Consider the following 16,058-nt stretch of genomic DNA (forward strand, 5'->3'; position numbering starts at 1 on the left):
GCTGCGTGTCAGTGCGACAGGCAGGAAAGCGCTCATTTCTGTGGACCCACCCGCAGAGACCGGACTTCCATGTTGCTTTCCCGCCACGCCGACCCGCTGACCGACGCCCCCGCCTCGCCCGACACCGCAGCACGCGGCGCCGATCCCGAACGTACGCTTCCGACACCGCTCCGCCCATGGACGCGTGCGATGCGACGCCTCACCAGTCTGCTGGCACCGCACCACGCCGCGCGCAAGGGATTGCTGCAGCTGGATGATGAAGCCGCCCTTGCCGGTTACCCTCGACACATCGAAGGCTGCCCGGAACACCAGGAAACGCTGGTGTTGCGCGGCCGGCGCGTGCAGATGGTGTCCTGGGGCGATCCGCGCCGGCAGCCGTACGTGCTGTTGCCGCCGCTGGACGCGACGGGACGCGATGCGATGGCCGCCTGGGTGCGCGCCCTGACGGCGAGCGGGTATGCGGTCGTCGCCTTCGCCCGCGAGGGCCGCACGGCGACCACGCAGACGTCCACCTTGCTGGACACCACCGGCGACATGCTCGAAGTGGGCCGTCGCTGCGGCGAAGCCGCCGCCGTCATCGGCCATTCGCTCGGCGCCATGTCGGTCGTGCTCGCGCTGCACCAGGGCCTGCGCGCGAAGCAGGCGATCCTGGTCTCCGCGCAGGCCGATCCGCGCGCCGCGCTGCAGCGCTTCGTCGATCGTTCCGGCATGGGACCGCGCGTCGGCGCACGCATGCTGGCACTGCTCGAATCCCGCATCGGCCAAGGCCTGGACGCGTTGCAGGCACACCGCATCGCGCCGGCCATCGGCATCCCGGTACTGGTCGTGCACGACCTGCTCGACGACGAAGTGCCGTGGGACGAAGGCGAGCGTTTCGCGCGGCATCTCACGGCAGCGCGCCTGCTGACCACGCTCGACCTCGGCCACCACGGCGTGCTCAACGAGCCGGTGGTGCTACGGGACTGCGTCCGTTTCCTGCAAGGCGAAGCGATCGGCGACAAGGTCGTGTCGTCGCCGAACCTGCCCTACGGTCTGGGGTAAGAGAACACGCGCCGCGATCCGCATATCGCGGAAAGCAAAAGGCCCCGCATCGCTGCGGGGCCCTTCTTGGAACGGTGACGCGGGAAGCGGGACTTAGAAGTCCATGCCGCCCATGCCGCCCATGCCACCGCCCGGCGCGGCCGGCTCGTCCTTCTTCGGGGCCTCGGCCACCATCGCTTCGGTGGTGATCATCAGGCCCGCGATCGAAGCGGCGTTCTGCAGCGCGGAGCGCGTGACCTTGGTCGGGTCCAGGATGCCGAACTCGATCATGTCGCCGAACTCGCCGTTGGCGGCGTTGTAGCCGAAGTTGCCCGAACCGTCCTTGACGCGGTTGACGATCACCGACGGCTCTTCGCCGGCATTGGTGACGATCTCGCGCAGCGGGGCTTCCATCGCGCGCAGGGCGATCTGGATGCCGTGGTTCTGGTCTTCGTTGGCGCCCTTCAGGTTGCCGATGGTCTGCAGCGCGCGGATCAGGGCGACGCCGCCGCCCGGGACCACGCCTTCTTCGACGGCCGCACGCGTGGCGTGCAGGGCGTCTTCGACGCGGGCCTTCTTTTCCTTCATTTCGATTTCGGTCGAGGCACCGACCTTGATCACGGCCACGCCGCCGGCCAGCTTGGCCACGCGTTCCTGCAGCTTCTCGCGGTCGTAGTCCGAAGAGGTCTCTTCGATCTGCGCCTTGATCTGCTTGATGCGCGACTGGATGCGCTCGGCATCGCCGGCGCCGTCGATGATGGTGGTGTTCTCCTTCGAGATCACGACCTTCTTCGCACGACCCAGGTCGTTGATGGTGGCCTTCTCGAGCTGCAGGCCGACTTCCTCGGAGATCACCGTGCCGTTGGTCAGCGTGGCGATGTCTTCCAGGATGGCCTTGCGGCGGTCACCGAAGCCCGGCGCCTTGACGGCGGCGACCTTGACGATGCCGCGGATGGTGTTGACCACGAGGGTGGCCAGCGCTTCGCCTTCCACTTCCTCGGCGACGATCAGCAGCGGCTTGCCGGCCTTGGCGACGCCTTCCAGCACCGGCAGCAGTTCGCGGACGTTGGAGACCTTCTTGTCGTGGATCAGGATGAAGGGGTCGTCGAATTCGACCTGCTGCGACTGCTGGTTGTTGATGAAGTACGGCGACAGGTAGCCGCGGTCGAACTGCATGCCCTCGACGACGTCGAGTTCGTTCTCCAGGCCCGAGCCTTCTTCAACGGTGATCACGCCTTCCTTGCCGACCTTCTTCATGGCCTCGGCGATGATGTCGCCGATGTTGCTGTCGGAGTTGGCGGAGATGGTGCCGACCTGGGCGATCGCCTTGTCGTCGGCGGTCGGCTTGGAGAGCTTCTTCAGCTCTTCGACGGCGGCCTTCACGGCCTGGTCGATGCCGCGCTTCAGGTCCATCGGGTTCATGCCGGCGGCGACGGCCTTGGAGCCCTCGCGGATGAACGCCTGCGCCAGCACGGTGGCGGTGGTGGTGCCGTCACCGGCGTTGTCGGAGGTCTTGGAAGCGACTTCCTTGACCATCTGCGCGCCCATGTTCTCGAACTTGTCGGCCAGTTCGATTTCCTTGGCGACGGAGACGCCGTCCTTGGTGATGGTCGGGGCGCCGAAGCTCTTCTCGAGCACGACGTTGCGGCCCTTCGGGCCGAGGGTGGCCTTGACGGCATTGGCGAGGATGTTCACGCCGCGCACCATGCGCGAACGGGCGTCTTCACCGAAACGGATATCTTTGGCTGCCATGTGCAACTCCGGGAATATTGAGAGTGGGTCGTGCGGCGGGCACGGGGCCCGCCATCAAGAGGATTGCGGTGACGTGGGCGACGGCACGCGGCCGCCGCGCGCGATCAGCCGAGGATCGCGAGGACGTCGTCTTCCTTGATGATCTTGTACTCGATGCCTTCGTACTTGTACGGCGAACCGGAGTACTGGCCGTAGATCACCTTGTCGCCGACCTTGACCTTCGGGGCGCGCACGCCACCGGTGGCGTCGATGAACTTGCCTTCGCCGACGGCGACGACTTCACCCTTGGTGGGCTTTTCCTTGGCGGCGTCGGGAATGATGATGCCGCCGAGCGAGGTTTCTTCGGCTTCGATCGGCTTGACCACCAGGCGGTCGTACAGCGGCTTGATATTGCTCATGTCAATCCTCTTAAGTGATTGATTGGACTGGGAAAGGGGCAGCGATGTTAGCACTCGCCTCAGGGGACTGCCAACGCCGCAGGTACAAAAACCCGGCCAGGCCGGGATGCAGGGGATATTGGGGGTGCCGCAGGGCTTTCAAGGGCGGGTGCGCATCTTTGTCGCAGGGGCCCGCCGGGGCGGGTCTGCAATAATCGGCGGCCCATGCCTGTCTTCCTGATCCTGTCGACCTGCCCGGACGCCGACACCGCCCAGCGGCTGGCGCGGACCCTGGTGGAAGAGCGCCTGGCGGCCTGCGTGAGCCTGCTGCCCGGCGTGGCATCGACTTATCGCTGGCAGGGCCAGGTGGAACAGGCCACCGAGGTCCAACTGCTCGCCAAGACCCCGGCCGACCGGCGCGAGGCCCTGATGGCCCGGCTGGCGGAACTCCATCCGTATGAACTGCCGGAAATCCTGGCGGTCGAAACCGCCGCCGGCCTGCCCGCCTATCTGGACTGGGTGACCGCGGAAACCCGCACCGACGCCCGACCCGAGTGACCCGATGACGCCGATCCGCGCCCTGCTCGCCCTCCTGCTGCTGTCCCTGGCCTCGCTGCTGGCGCCCGCCGCCTCGGCCGCGATCACCCAGGACGACCTGCTGCCGGTGGACGATGCTTTCATGCTGACCGTCAGTGCGCCGGCCCGCGACAGGATCGAGGTCCGCTGGAAGATCACCGACGGCTATTACCTGTACCGCCATCGCACCGGGGTGGACGCCGATGCCGGTTTCGCCGCGCAGCCGCTGCAACTGCCCAAGGGCAAGGCATACCGCGACGAGTTCTTCGGCGATGTCGAAACCTATCGCGGCGAACTGGTCGCCACCCTGCCCGGCCGGCCCGCGCCCGGCATCGACAGCGTCAGCCTGAAGATCAAGTACCAGGGCTGTGCGGACGCCGGCATCTGCTACCCGCCGCAGACGCGCACGCTGAAGGTCGCGCTGCCGCCCGCCGAGGACGAGGCGTTCGTGCCGCTGGGCGCGGGTGCGACCGGTGGCAGCCTGTTGGGCCCGAAGCCGCAGGCCGGCACGGATGCGCTGCCACTGCCGGCCGAACAGGCGTTCGCTTTCGAAGCCATCGCCTTCGACGGCAATCAGCTGCTGCTGCGCTTCACTCCCGCGCGCGGCTACTACGTGTATCGCGACCGCACGTCGATGGCGCTGGAAGGCGCCTCGGGCGTCTCGCTGCAGGCCCCGCGCTGGCCGAAGGGCGTGGCGCACCACGACGAGCATTTCGGCGACGTCACCGTGTACTTCGACCAGGCCGAAGTGCCGGTGCCGCTGAAGCGCGATACCGCTAAGGCCGTGACGGCGACGTTGCGGGTGACGTTCCAGGGCTGCCAGACCGATGGCATCTGCTATCCGCCGATGACACGCCGGGTGAAGCTCGCCATCCCCGCCGGCACGGTGACGCCCGCCGACGCGGTAGTGAGCGAAGCGCCGGCCGTCGTGGCGCCCGTGGCTACGCCTGTCGATGCGCCGGCAGAGACGACGACCGAGGAAACTCCCGCCGCGACCGCCGATGTCGAGCGCACGCGTCCGCCCAAGAACGTGATCGCAAGCACCAAGGGCTACGGGTCCATCTCGCTGCTGACCGCTTTCGCGTTCGCGCTGTTGGGCGGCCTGGTGCTCAACCTGATGCCGTGCGTGTTGCCGATCCTCTCGTTGAAGGCGCTGTCGCTGGCCGAAAGCGGCCGCGGCGGCAACGACGCCCGCAATCGTGCGCTCTGGTACACGGCCGGCGTGCTGGTCAGCTTCATCGCGGTCGGCGCGATCGCCATCGCGCTGCGCTACGCGGGTCAGGCGCTGGGCTGGGGCTTCCAGTTGCAGCAGCCGTGGGTGGTCGGCGTGCTCGCCTACGTGATGTTCGCCGTGGGCCTGAGCCTGTCGGGCGTATTCACCGTGGGCCATCGCCTTGCAGGTGCCGGTCACGGCCTGGCGACGCGCAGCGGCCCGGCCGGCGACTTCTTCACCGGCGTGCTGGCTGTCGTGGTGGCCAGTCCGTGCACCGCACCGTTCATGGGCGTGGCGTTGGCCTACGCGTTCACCGCGCCGGGCGTGCTGGGCTTGCTGGTGTTCGCGGTGCTCGGCCTGGGCCTGGCGCTGCCGTTCCTGCTGATCGGTTTCGTGCCGGCGCTCGCCAACCGGCTGCCACGCCCGGGCGCGTGGATGGACACGCTGAAGCAGGTGCTCGCCTTCCCGATGTACCTCACTGCGGCGTGGTTGCTGTGGGTGCTCGGCAACCAGCGCGGCGTCGATGCCATGGGCCTCGCGCTCGCGGGCCTGGTCGTGCTGACGCTCGGCCTGTGGTGGTGGCAACGCCTGCGGTTGCGCGCCGCGCCCCTGCAGCGCGTGCTCGCCGGGCTGCTGGTCGCGGCATCGGTACTGCCCCTGGTCGTCGCGCATCGCATGCCGAAAGCCTCGACGCTCACGATGCGCGGCGATGACCATGTGGCCTATTCCGCCGAAGCGCTGGGCAGCTTGCGCGCCGAAGGTCGCATCGTCTTCGTCGACATGACCGCCGACTGGTGCGTCACCTGCAAGGCCAACGAGAAGGCGGTGCTCAACACGCCCGCGTTCCGCGACCTGCTGACGACCCACGACGCCGTGATGATGACCGGCGACTGGACGAACGTGGACCCGGCCATCACCGCCTTCCTCGAAGAACACGGCGCCGTCGGCGTCCCGCTCTACGTGATGTATCCGCGTGGTGGCGGTGCCGGCGAAGTCCTGCCGACGGTGCTGACCCAGGACGGGATGCGCCAGGCCCTCGAGCGCGCCGCACGATGAAGGCGACGACCTCGCGCGTGCTGCTCGTGGCGGTGGCCGCGGGTGGCCTGGGCCTGCTCGCCAGCCTGTGGTTCAACGGCAATCCCTTCTGGCGCACGCAGGTGGGCGAACGCGCCCTGCATGCGGCGACGAACGCCACGGCGCCCGCACCGCCCGCGGGCGTCACGCCTGCCGGCATCGGCGACCCCATGCCGGCCATCGCGTTGCCGGGGCTGGATGGCGCCATCGTCGACCTGCGCACCCGCTACGCGGGCAAGCGGCTGCTGATCAACGTCTGGGCGAGCTGGTGCGGGCCGTGCATCGAGGAGATGCCGGAACTCGATCGCTTCGCCGCTTCGCAGGGCGCCGAAGGCGTACAGGTGATCGGGCTCGCGCTGGACACGCCGGAGGGCGTGCGCGACTTCACTGCGAGAATCCCGGTGCGCTACCCGATCGTGCTCGATACGCCAGGCCCGGCCGACGCCAGCGTCTGGCTGGGCAACGCCAAGGGCGTGCTGCCCTACACCGTGCTGGTGGATGCCGATGGCCGCATCGCGCGCCAGAAGATCGGCCCGTTCACCCATGGCGAGATCAGCGGCTGGGCGCAGTAGGGGTTCTGCTCTCAACGTCGGCGAACCCGCCATCAACGCGCACCTTGGGCCGAGAGTGCAGACCTTGCCCGCAGCATCACCGCTGGCTGCAAGCCCTTGATCTGACATGACGGGGCAGGAAAATCAAACAATTGCTTGAAACGCGCCGAACTTCGGCGAACTGGACAGCATCACCCGCTTCGAGCAGACTGCCGCCCTTCCGCTGGAGGCGCGAATGGCGACACTGCTGGTCCTGCATGGCCCCAACCTCAACCTGCTCGGTACCCGCGAGCCGGAGGTATATGGCCATGCGACGCTGGCAGATATCGACCTGGCGCTGACCGCGCAGGCGCAGGCCGCCGGCCACCAACTGGAAACCTTCCAGTCCAATGCCGAGCACGCCCTGGTCGATCGCATCCAGGCCGCCCGCACCGATGGCACCGCCTTCATCCTGATCAATCCCGCGGCGTTCACCCACACCTCGGTCGCGATCCGCGATGCCCTGGCCGGCGTGGCCCTGCCCTTCATCGAAATCCACCTGTCCAACCCGCACAGCCGCGAACCCTTCCGCCACACCAGCTACTTCAGCGACAAGGCGGTGGGCGTGGTCTGCGGCTTCGGGGCCGACAGCTACCGCTACGCGCTGGATGCCGCCCTGCGCCGGCTGCCGGCCTGACCTTCCTTTTTGTTCCCCGCGGGGAACAGCGTTCAACCACGAGGCTCCCATGGATCTCCGCAAAATCAAGAAACTGATCGACCTGCTGGAAGAGTCGAACCTGGCCGAAATCGAGATCAAGGAAGGCGAAGAGTCCGTGCGCCTGGCGCGTGCGCCGAAGGGCGGCTACGCCATGCAGGCCGTCGCGCCGATGATGGCGGCCCCCGTGGAAGCCCGCCCGGCCGCACCGATGCCGATGAGCTCGCCCACCGAAGCCTCGACCGGCGGCACCGCCAAGCCCGGCAACGCGCTGCCCGACGGCCATGTGGTGCGCGCGCCGATGGTCGGCACCTTCTATGCCTCGCCGTCGCCGGACAAGCCCGCCTTCGTCGCCGTCGGCCAGTCGGTGAAAGCCGGCGAGACGCTGGCGATCATCGAGGCCATGAAGATGTTCAACCCCATCGAGGCCGACGTGTCGGGCACGGTGCTGTCGATCCTGGCCGAGAGCGGCCAGCCGATCGAATTCGACCAGCCGCTGTTCGTGATCGGCTGAGGCCCGCGCCATGCTGGACAAAGTCGTCATCGCCAACCGGGGTGAGATCGCGCTGCGCATCCTGCGCGCCTGCCACACCCTGGGCATCCGCACGGTCGCGGTGCATTCCACCGTCGACCGCAACCTCAAGCACGTCGCCATGGCGGACGAGTCCGTCTGCATCGGCCCCGCTGCGTCGAAGGACAGCTACCTCAACATCCCGGCGATCATCGCCGCGGCCGAGGTGACCGACGCGCAAGCCATCCATCCCGGCTATGGCTTCCTGTCGGAGAACGCCGACTTCGCCGAGCGCGTGGAGCAGTCCGGCTTCATCTTCATCGGCCCGAAGGCCGACACCATCCGCATGATGGGCGACAAGGTCGAAGCGATCCGCGCGATGCAGGCCGCCGGCGTGCCGTGCGTGCCCGGTAGCGGCGGTCCGCTGGGCGACGACATCGTCGCCAACACCAAGATCGCGCGCGAGATCGGCTACCCGGTCATCATCAAGGCCGCGGGCGGCGGCGGCGGCCGCGGCATGCGCGTGGTGCATGTCGAAGGCGCGCTCAAGGCCGCGATCGAGATGACCAAGTCGGAAGCCAAGGCCGCATTCGGCAATGGCGAGGTCTACATGGAGAAGTTCCTGGAGAATCCGCGCCACGTGGAGATCCAGGTCCTTGCCGACGGCCAGGGCAACGCGATCCACCTGGGCGAACGCGACTGCTCGATGCAGCGCCGCCACCAGAAGGTGGTCGAGGAAGCACCGGCGCCGGGCATCACCGACGAACAGCGCAACGAGATCGGCAAGGTCTGCGTGGAAGCCTGCATCCGCATCGGCTATCGCGGCGCGGGCACCTTCGAATTCCTGTTCGAGGACGGCCGCTTCTACTTCATCGAGATGAACACCCGCATCCAGGTGGAGCATCCGGTGACCGAACGCATTACCGGCATCGACCTGGTCTGCGAGCAGTTGCGCATCGCCGCCGGCCAGAAGCTGACCATCAAGCAGAGCGACGTGGTGCTGCGCGGGCACGCCATCGAATGCCGGATCAATGCCGAAGACCCGGATACGTTCATGCCGCACCCGGGCCTGATCCAGCACTTCCATCCGCCGGGTGGTCCTGGCGTGCGCGTGGACACGCACATCTACGAAGGCTATCGCGTGCCGCCGAACTACGACTCGATGATCGCCAAGCTCATCGTGCACGGCCCGGACCGCGAGACCGCGATCGCGCGCATGCGCGTGGCGCTCAGCGAGATGGTCATCGACGGCATCAAGACCAACATCCCGCTGCAGCAGCGCATCATGCGCGACCAGGGCTTCCAGGCCGGCGGCCAGAACATCCACTACCTGGAAAAGCGCTTGGCCGAACGCAAGAACAAGGCGATCTCGCTGGTCTGACACGTCCCGGCCCCGCGTCCATCGCGGGGCCGCATGTGGCGAAAGCTGGGTGGGGCGCGTGTCCGGCGGGGCATCGCTCCGGCGTTGGAGGAAACGGATCCCCCGACGAGAACGCACGATGCGTCCCCTGCCCCGCCCCTTGTTCCTGGCCCTCGCCACCGTCATCGCGGCCGCACCCGCCGCCAGCGCGCCCACCTCCGGCCCGCCCACGCAGGTCTGGATCGACGTCGCCACCCACCAGATGGCCGGCATGCCCGACCTGGGGCCGCTCGGCGGCATGGCCTCGCGCATGATGGGCGGCGGCGGACAGCAGGCGCACTACGGGCAGACGCGGATGCCGATGATGACGGGGCAGTACCTCGACATCGCGCTGTACAACCGCCCCAACCCGGGCAAGGAAGCCGAGCAGCGCATTCCGGCCGGACTCCGCCTCGGCAAGGCCTTGCCGCTGGTGCCGCCCGTGCGCACCGCCGCGCCCTCCGACCACACCGGTGAGTACAAGCCACCGGAAGGCCAGCAACGCCTGCTGATCTACTGGGGCTGCGGCACCACCGTGCGCAAGGGCCAGCCGAAGATCATCAGCATCAGCGCGAGCGGCGGCAAAGTGGAGGTCAGCGGCTCGATGCAGGGCCGCTACGCACCGGACCGCGACATCGAATCGGATCCCGCCTACGCGCTGTGGCCGAATCCGAAGTCCGGCAAGCGCGTGCCCGACGGCGCCTCGCTGCAGGGCGCACACCAGATCACCGGGGCCGGCGTGCCGGAATCGCTGAAGTTCGAACTGAAGCAGGTCGCCGACTTCATGCCGAAGATCGACTTGCAGAGCACCGGTTCACTCGCCGACGGGCAGACATGGCGCTGGGCACCGGTGGAGCGGGCGCAGGCGTACTTCCTCCACGCCATCGGCACGCAGGGCAAGGATGTGGTGTTGTGGAGCAGCGCCGAAGTGCCCGATGCCGGCCAGGGCATCTTCGATTACCTGACCGGCTCGCTGATCGATCGCTGGACGAAGGAGAAGGTGCTGCTGCCGCCGGCCACCACGCAGTGCGCAGTGCCGAAGGGCATCTTCGCCACGCCAGGCGAAGGCGGCCGCGACGGCGGAGGCGGCCTCCTCAGCATCATCGCCTATGGCCCCGAAAGCCACATCGCGTGGCCGCCCAAGCCGGCCGACCCCAAGCAACCGTGGAACCCGGAATGGAACGTGCGCGTGCGCACCAAGTCCACCGGCAGCGCGATGCTGGGCATGGACCTGTCGCAGATGCAGGACGTGGACCAGGACAACGAAGAGAAACCGCAGGAACAGAAGAAGCCGTTGCGTGGCCTGCTGAAAGGCCTCATCGGCGGCTGACGGGCGCGTGCGGAACGCAGAAACGACGAGGGCCGGGAGTTTCTCTCCCGGCCCTTCGCCTGTGCGCGACGGAGATCGCGTGCGTACCGTTATTCGGGCGCCTGCTGCGTGCCCGGCACCGGCTCGGTGCCCAGCGGCGAGGCCGGATCGGTGATGCGCACGGTTTCGGCCGAACCATCGGCCCACACTACCTTGATGGTGCTGCCCGGCGCGAGCGTGGAGAACGGCGTGCCGCTGCGCGCGCGATACAGCGCGGCGACCTGGGCCGCGCCGAGGCGGCGCGCATCGTCGGGGGCGTGGAGCGTCATGTGCCCGACGCGGGACAGGTCCCGGTACTCCGGATTGCGCGTATCGAAGACGATCGTTGCCGCCGCCGCCGCATACGCCACCACCACCAGCCCCCAGACCAGGAGATTCACCCCGGGCCGCGTGCGCTTGTATTTCATCCTTCGACTCCCGTGTGGGACAGCAAGGTGCCCACCATCTCGTCCACGTTGTCCTCACCCTGGCGCGGGACGCCTGCGTCCCGTGCGAAGGTGCTGAAATCCTGCGTTTCGTCCTGCGAGCAGATGCCGCCGTTGACGCAGTAGTTGGTCATCATCGAGCCGGCCGGACTGCAGTCCATGCCGAGCCGGCACGACGCGATGCGCCATGCGATTTCGCTCAGATCGCTGCCGGACACGTCGCCCAGGGTTTCGCTGCGGCCGCTGCCGACGCTGCCCATCGCCGGTGCGATGGCGACGAAGGCGAACGGGTCGCCGGAATCCAGCACGCGTTGCACCAGTTCGCGCCGGTATTCATCGCCGGCCTCCAGCGGACGATCCATCGCGAGCAGCGCCGCTTCCGCGGCGAGGCTGCCCGCTCGTGCCGCCTGCATACGCTGGTTGACGATCATCGGCAGCGAGAACCCGTCCTGCGGGACGAAGCGCGCGCACCGTTGCTGCACGCGCTGACGCGCCGACAGCATCGCCGCGCCGCCAGACAGCCCCAGCTTCGCGATCACGCGCGAGTCCTGCGCATAGCCGGTCGGATCGGCGGCGAAACCGGCGCAGTAATCCTGCACCAGGCTGAGCAGCCACATCGCGTCGGCATCGCCAACCGCCACACCGGCCATCAGTTCGCGCGAATAGGCGAACAGATCATCGCTTTCCTCGAAGCCGCGCCGCAGCGGGGACAGCCCTGGCACCGTGCGATACGCGAGCGGGCGCAGCCGCGCCGCCGACCGCGGGCCCGTACCGTCGTCCGGAGACGCCATGGCGGCCACATCGGCGGGGCCACCGGAGACAACGTCGTCCCAGCCCACCTGGCGCAGCGGCATCCACGCCAATGCGCCCAGCAGGCCCACCAGCAGGATCGGCAGTAGCAGCTTCCGGGGCACATCGCCATTATCCCGGCCGATCCGCGGGCTTTCAACGAACCGGGCGCGCGCCGGGCGGCCCGGGCAAGCCTTCCGTCGCCGGCACCGTCCCCGGCACGCGTGAGACACTAGGCGACCGCCCCTGCGACAGCCCCGCGCCATGCCCTATCTGGAACTCTCCCTGCGCTGCACCGAAGCCGAGCAGCCGCGCTACGAGAACGCCCTGGAAGACGTCGGCGCACTGTCGGTCACGTTGCTGGACGCCGATGCCGACACCGGCAACGAACACGCGATCCTGGAACCCGGCGTGGGCGAAACGCCGTTGTGGAAGTCGCTGGTGCTCACCGCCCTGTTCGACGCCGATGCCGATGCGCTGACCCTGCTCGCGGCGCTGGAAGCGTTCGACCCCGGGCTGGACTGGACGCAGGTCGGCTTCCGCACCGTGGCCGATGAAGACTGGGAGCGGGCCTGGCTGGACCAGTTCAAGCCGATGCGTTTCGGCACGCGCACCTTCATCGTGCCGTGGAACCACGCCGTGCCGGACGAAGCCCAGACAGACGATGCCGCCGTCGTGCGACTGGACCCCGGCCTTGCCTTCGGCTCCGGCACGCACCCCACGACCGCCCTGTGCCTGCGCTGGCTGGATGGACTGGCCGCGAACGGCGAGCTGCAGGGCCGCCAGGTGCTCGACTTCGGTTGCGGCTCGGGCATCCTCGCGCTCGCCGCGCTCAAACTCGGCGCCGCCGGTGCGGTCGGCGTGGACAACGACCCGCAGGCCCTGTTGGCCAGCGCCGACAATGCGCAACGCAACGGCATCGACGAGCGCCTGCGCGTCTTCCTGCCCGAAGAAGAACCCGTGGCCGCCTATCCGGTGGTCGTGGCCAACATCCTGGCCTCCGCGCTGGACGCGCTGGCCGAAACGCTCGCGGCACGCGTGGCATCCGGAGGCCGCATCGCGTTGTCCGGGATCCTCAAGGGCCAGGAAGACGACCTGCTGGTCCGTTATGCCGCCTGGTTCGACGCACTCCAGGCCACCCAGGACGGCGACTGGATGCGCATCGACGGCGTCCGCCGCTGAGGCCACGCCGGTCACAACACGCGCGCGGGCCTGCGTGGTTGAATAGGCCTCATGTTCGTCGCCTGTCCCCACTGCCAGTTTCTGGTCGCCCGCGATCCGCGGACGCACGCGTTGCCCGTTGCCTGCACGCGTTGCGGCAAGCCACTGCCGTCGGATGAAGCGACCGGCACCACGACATCGCCCAGCCTGGCCACGTTCCTGCATCCCGCTCCCTCCGCCACGCCGGTGGTTGAGGAACCCGAGGTTGAAGGGGTGGAAGCAGGAGCGTCGCCTGACGAGACGCGGGATCAGCTCGCCGATACGACGACGCCGGACGCCATCGATACCGAGGCAGCTGCGCCCGAACCAGCTCCCACGACGGCAGATACCCTTGCGCCCATCGACGTCGCCGAAACCTTCGAGGCGTCGGCAGCCGACGCGATCACTCCACCCGATGCGCACGGCGCCGCTCCTGTCGCTGCGGATGCGGATGCGGATGCGGATGCGGTATTGCACAACGAAGAACCTGCCGTCGAGGCACCGGCTGCGGCCATCGTCGGCGCGCCACCGAAACCACGGGGGCCGGCGGGCCCTCGCTTCCTGCAGCGCACGCGCACCACGTCGGTGCACGCGCGGCACGCGAGGGTCCAGTGGTTCGCGGTAGTCGCACTGTCGCTGTTGCTGTGCGCGCAGGTGCTGCTTGCGGACCGCGCACGTCTCGCCACGCAAGCGGGCTGGCGGCCGATCGTGGTCGCGCTGTGCGGTGTGTTCCGTTGCGATGTGCCCACCTGGCGCGAACCGGCTGCGTTCACCATGCTGAGCCGCGATGTGCGCCCGATCATCGGCAGTCCCGGCACGCTGCAGGCACAGGCCACGTTCCGCAACGAGGCACGCTGGTCGCAGGCGTGGCCGGTGATCCTGCTCACCTTGAAGGACGCCGATGGCCGCACGCTCGGCGCTCGCGCACTCGAGCCCGCCGACTACCTGCCGCGAGGCGAGGCATCTTCCTCGATCGGACCTGGCCAGAGCGCCCAGATGGCGGTACACGTGAAGGAACCCAGCGCCAGCGTCGTCGCGTTTTCCTTCGACTTCCGTTAATCGCGCCAGTTCATCAAAAAAGCGGATGCACGCGCCCCGATCAGGCGCTAGACTCGTCCCCCCGCCGAAAACCGACAAGCACAAGGCGGGCCTCAGCAATCCGTGGCACCAGGGGATCCGATTGAACGCTGCCTCCACCCGACAGGACCATCCGCGCGGCGCGCAGCGCCCGCCGTTGCGCGAGCACGTGGCGCAATCCGTGCGCCGCTATCTGCGCGACCTGGACGGCAGCGACGCGGACGATGTCTATGAGATCGTGCTGCGCGAGATGGAGATCCCGCTGTTCGTCGAAGTGCTGAACCACTGCGAGGGCAACCAGAGCCGCGCCGCGGCCATGCTGGGCATCCACCGCGCCACGCTGCGCAAGAAGCTCAAGGACTACGGGCTGGCCTGATCGGCCACCGGGCAGGTTGCTGCGGCGCGTTATAATTCGCGCCCCGCTTCGTACCGCCCTCCCCATGACCCTCGATTTCCAGCCCGTGCGACGGGCGCTGCTGTCCGTTTCCGACAAGTCCGGCCTGCTCGAACTGGCCCACGCGCTGGCGCGCCATGGCGTGGAGCTGTTGTCCACGGGCGGCACCGCGAAGACATTGCGTGACGCGGGCCTGACCGTCCGCGACGTCGCCGATGTCACGGGGTTCCCGGAAATGATGGACGGCCGCGTCAAGACGCTGCACCCGAAGGTGCATGGCGGCCTGCTCGGCCGCGCCGGCCTGGACGACGCCGTCATGGCGGCGCACGGCATCGGCGCGATCGACCTGCTGGTGCTGAACCTGTATCCGTTCGAAGCGGTCACGGCCAAGGCCGGCTGCACGCTGGCCGATGCGGTGGAGAACATCGACATCGGCGGACCGGCGATGCTGCGTTCGGCCGCCAAGAATTTCGCGCGCGTCGCCGTGGCCACCGATCCCTCGCAGTACGCGGGCCTGGTCGCCGAGCTGGACGCGAACGGCGGTGCGTTGCCGGCGGCGACGCGCTTCGCGCTGTCGGTAGCCGCGTTCAACCGCGTGGCCCAGTACGACGCCGCGATCAGCACGTATCTCTCCGCCGTCACCGATACCTCGGGCGACGTGCCGGCGCGCGCCGCCTTCGCCGCGCAGGCCAATGGCAACTTCGTCAAGGTGATGGATCTGCGCTACGGCGAGAACCCGCACCAGCAGGCCGCGTTCTACCGCGACCTGTATCCCGCCCCCGGCTCGCTGGCGACGCTCACCCAGTTGCAGGGCAAGGAGTTGAGCTACAACAACATCGCCGACAGCGACGCGGCGTGGGAATGCGTGCGCCAGTTCGATGCGCCGGCCTGCGTGATCGTCAAGCACGCCAACCCCTGCGGCGTGGCGGTGGGCGTGGCCTGCGGCGATGCCTACGAACTGGCCTACGCCACCGATCCGACCAGCGCCTTCGGCGGCATCATCGCGTTCAACCGCACGCTGGACGCAGCGACGGCGAAGGTCATCCTGGATCGCCAGTTCGTCGAAGTGCTGATCGCACCCGACTACGAGCAAGGGGCGCTCGACTACGCGGCCAAGAAGGCCAACGTGCGCGTGCTGCGCATCCCGCTCGCCCCTTCTTCGAACGGCTTCATCGACACCAAGCGCGTCGGTTCCGGCATGCTGATGCAGACGGCCGACGATCGCGTGGTGACGCGCGACGAGTTGAAGGTGGTGACGAAGCTCGCGCCGACCGACGCGCAGTTCACCGACCTGCTGTTCGCGTGGAAGGTGGCCAAGTTCGTGAAGTCCAACGCCATCGTCTACGCGAAGGACCACCGCACCATCGGTGTCGGCGCCGGCCAGATGAGCCGCGTCTACTCCGCGCGCATCGCCGGCATCAAGGCGGCGGATGCGAACCTGGTGGTCGAAGGCTCGGTGATGGCCAGCGATGCGTTCTTCCCGTTCCGCGACGGCATCGATGCCGCCGCTGCCGCCGGCATCAAGGCGGTCATCCAGCCGGGCGGCTCGATGCGCGACAGCGAAGTGATCGCGGCCGCCGACGAACACGGTATCGCGATGGTGTTCACCGGCGTGCGGCATTTCCGGCACTGACCGC

The 16,058-nt window shown here is 68.3% G+C and carries 16 protein-coding genes; 12 read left to right on the plus strand and 4 right to left on the minus strand.

Annotated features, from left to right (window positions below; genetic code table 11):
* Positions 1–189 precede the first annotated feature (189 nt).
* Entirely contained in the window at positions 190–1,041 is an 852-nt protein-coding gene (locus tag ASD72_RS03155; RefSeq protein WP_162250337.1) for an alpha/beta hydrolase, read from the plus strand.
* Positions 1,042–1,134: 93 nt separating this feature from the next.
* Here ASD72_RS03155 and groL read toward each other — a convergent pair whose 3' ends face one another.
* Together groL and ASD72_RS03165 are read right to left on the minus strand one after the other, a co-directional pair.
* The gene (gene groL, locus ASD72_RS03160) at positions 1,135–2,772 is read right to left on the minus strand and encodes a chaperonin GroEL (protein ID WP_056878535.1); all 1,638 of its coding nucleotides are present in this window, start codon (positions 2,770–2,772) and stop codon (positions 1,135–1,137) included.
* A 104-nt stretch (positions 2,773–2,876) separates the two neighbouring features.
* Complete coding sequence (locus ASD72_RS03165; RefSeq protein ID WP_056878536.1) at positions 2,877–3,170, minus strand: co-chaperone GroES; 294 nt, start codon at positions 3,168–3,170, stop codon at positions 2,877–2,879.
* A gap of 204 nt (positions 3,171–3,374) precedes the next feature.
* On the opposite strand from ASD72_RS03165, the gene cutA reads away from it, so the two are divergent.
* From cutA to ASD72_RS03200, 7 genes are all read left to right on the plus strand, one after another.
* On the plus strand, positions 3,375–3,707 hold the full coding sequence (cutA, locus tag ASD72_RS03170) for a divalent-cation tolerance protein CutA (RefSeq protein WP_056878537.1): 333 nt from the start codon (positions 3,375–3,377) through the stop codon (positions 3,705–3,707).
* A 4-nt stretch (positions 3,708–3,711) separates the two neighbouring features.
* On the plus strand, positions 3,712–5,994 hold the full coding sequence (locus tag ASD72_RS03175) for a protein-disulfide reductase DsbD (protein WP_056878538.1): 2,283 nt from the start codon (positions 3,712–3,714) through the stop codon (positions 5,992–5,994).
* Positions 5,991–6,584 (plus strand): TlpA disulfide reductase family protein, encoded by a 594-nt coding sequence (locus ASD72_RS03180; protein WP_056878539.1) that lies wholly within the window; start codon positions 5,991–5,993, stop codon positions 6,582–6,584. The genes ASD72_RS03175 and ASD72_RS03180 overlap by 4 nt, the downstream gene beginning before the upstream one ends.
* A 214-nt stretch (positions 6,585–6,798) precedes the next feature.
* The gene (gene aroQ, locus ASD72_RS03185) at positions 6,799–7,239 is read left to right on the plus strand and encodes a type II 3-dehydroquinate dehydratase (RefSeq protein WP_056878540.1); all 441 of its coding nucleotides are present in this window, start codon (positions 6,799–6,801) and stop codon (positions 7,237–7,239) included.
* A gap of 49 nt (positions 7,240–7,288) precedes the next feature.
* Entirely contained in the window at positions 7,289–7,771 is a 483-nt protein-coding gene (gene accB / locus ASD72_RS03190) for an acetyl-CoA carboxylase biotin carboxyl carrier protein (protein WP_056878541.1), read from the plus strand.
* Positions 7,772–7,781: 10 nt separating this feature from the next.
* A complete protein-coding gene (gene accC, locus ASD72_RS03195) occupies positions 7,782–9,149 on the plus strand; it encodes an acetyl-CoA carboxylase biotin carboxylase subunit (RefSeq protein ID WP_056878542.1) in 1,368 nt (455 codons plus the stop codon).
* A 118-nt stretch (positions 9,150–9,267) separates the two neighbouring features.
* Entirely contained in the window at positions 9,268–10,497 is a 1,230-nt protein-coding gene (locus tag ASD72_RS03200; protein WP_056878543.1) for a hypothetical protein, read from the plus strand.
* Between the two features lie 89 nt (positions 10,498–10,586).
* Here the strand turns inward: ASD72_RS03200 and ASD72_RS03205 are convergent, their stop codons facing one another.
* Both ASD72_RS03205 and ASD72_RS03210 read right to left on the minus strand, forming a co-directional pair.
* The gene (locus ASD72_RS03205) at positions 10,587–10,943 is read right to left on the minus strand and encodes a hypothetical protein (protein ID WP_056878544.1); all 357 of its coding nucleotides are present in this window, start codon (positions 10,941–10,943) and stop codon (positions 10,587–10,589) included.
* Positions 10,940–11,875 (minus strand): hypothetical protein, encoded by a 936-nt coding sequence (locus tag ASD72_RS03210; RefSeq protein WP_235577922.1) that lies wholly within the window; start codon positions 11,873–11,875, stop codon positions 10,940–10,942. The genes ASD72_RS03205 and ASD72_RS03210 overlap by 4 nt, the downstream gene beginning before the upstream one ends.
* Before the next feature lie 139 nt (positions 11,876–12,014).
* On the opposite strand from ASD72_RS03210, the gene prmA reads away from it, so the two are divergent.
* From prmA to purH, 4 genes are all read left to right on the plus strand, one after another.
* Positions 12,015–12,932, plus strand: a complete 918-nt coding sequence (gene prmA, locus ASD72_RS03215) for a 50S ribosomal protein L11 methyltransferase (RefSeq protein ID WP_056878545.1) — start codon at positions 12,015–12,017, stop codon at positions 12,930–12,932.
* A gap of 51 nt (positions 12,933–12,983) precedes the next feature.
* Positions 12,984–14,009, plus strand: coding sequence for a DUF3426 domain-containing protein (locus ASD72_RS20400; protein WP_081420106.1), 1,026 nt, complete (start codon positions 12,984–12,986; stop codon positions 14,007–14,009).
* 121 nt (positions 14,010–14,130) lie between these two features.
* Entirely contained in the window at positions 14,131–14,403 is a 273-nt protein-coding gene (fis, locus tag ASD72_RS03225; protein ID WP_056878546.1) for a DNA-binding transcriptional regulator Fis, read from the plus strand.
* Positions 14,404–14,467: 64 nt separating this feature from the next.
* On the plus strand, positions 14,468–16,054 hold the full coding sequence (purH, locus tag ASD72_RS03230; RefSeq protein ID WP_056878547.1) for a bifunctional phosphoribosylaminoimidazolecarboxamide formyltransferase/IMP cyclohydrolase: 1,587 nt from the start codon (positions 14,468–14,470) through the stop codon (positions 16,052–16,054).
* Positions 16,055–16,058 lie beyond the last annotated feature (4 nt).

The sequence above is a fragment of the Pseudoxanthomonas sp. Root630 genome (assembly GCF_001427585.1).
Classification (GTDB): domain Bacteria; phylum Pseudomonadota; class Gammaproteobacteria; order Xanthomonadales; family Xanthomonadaceae; genus Pseudoxanthomonas_A.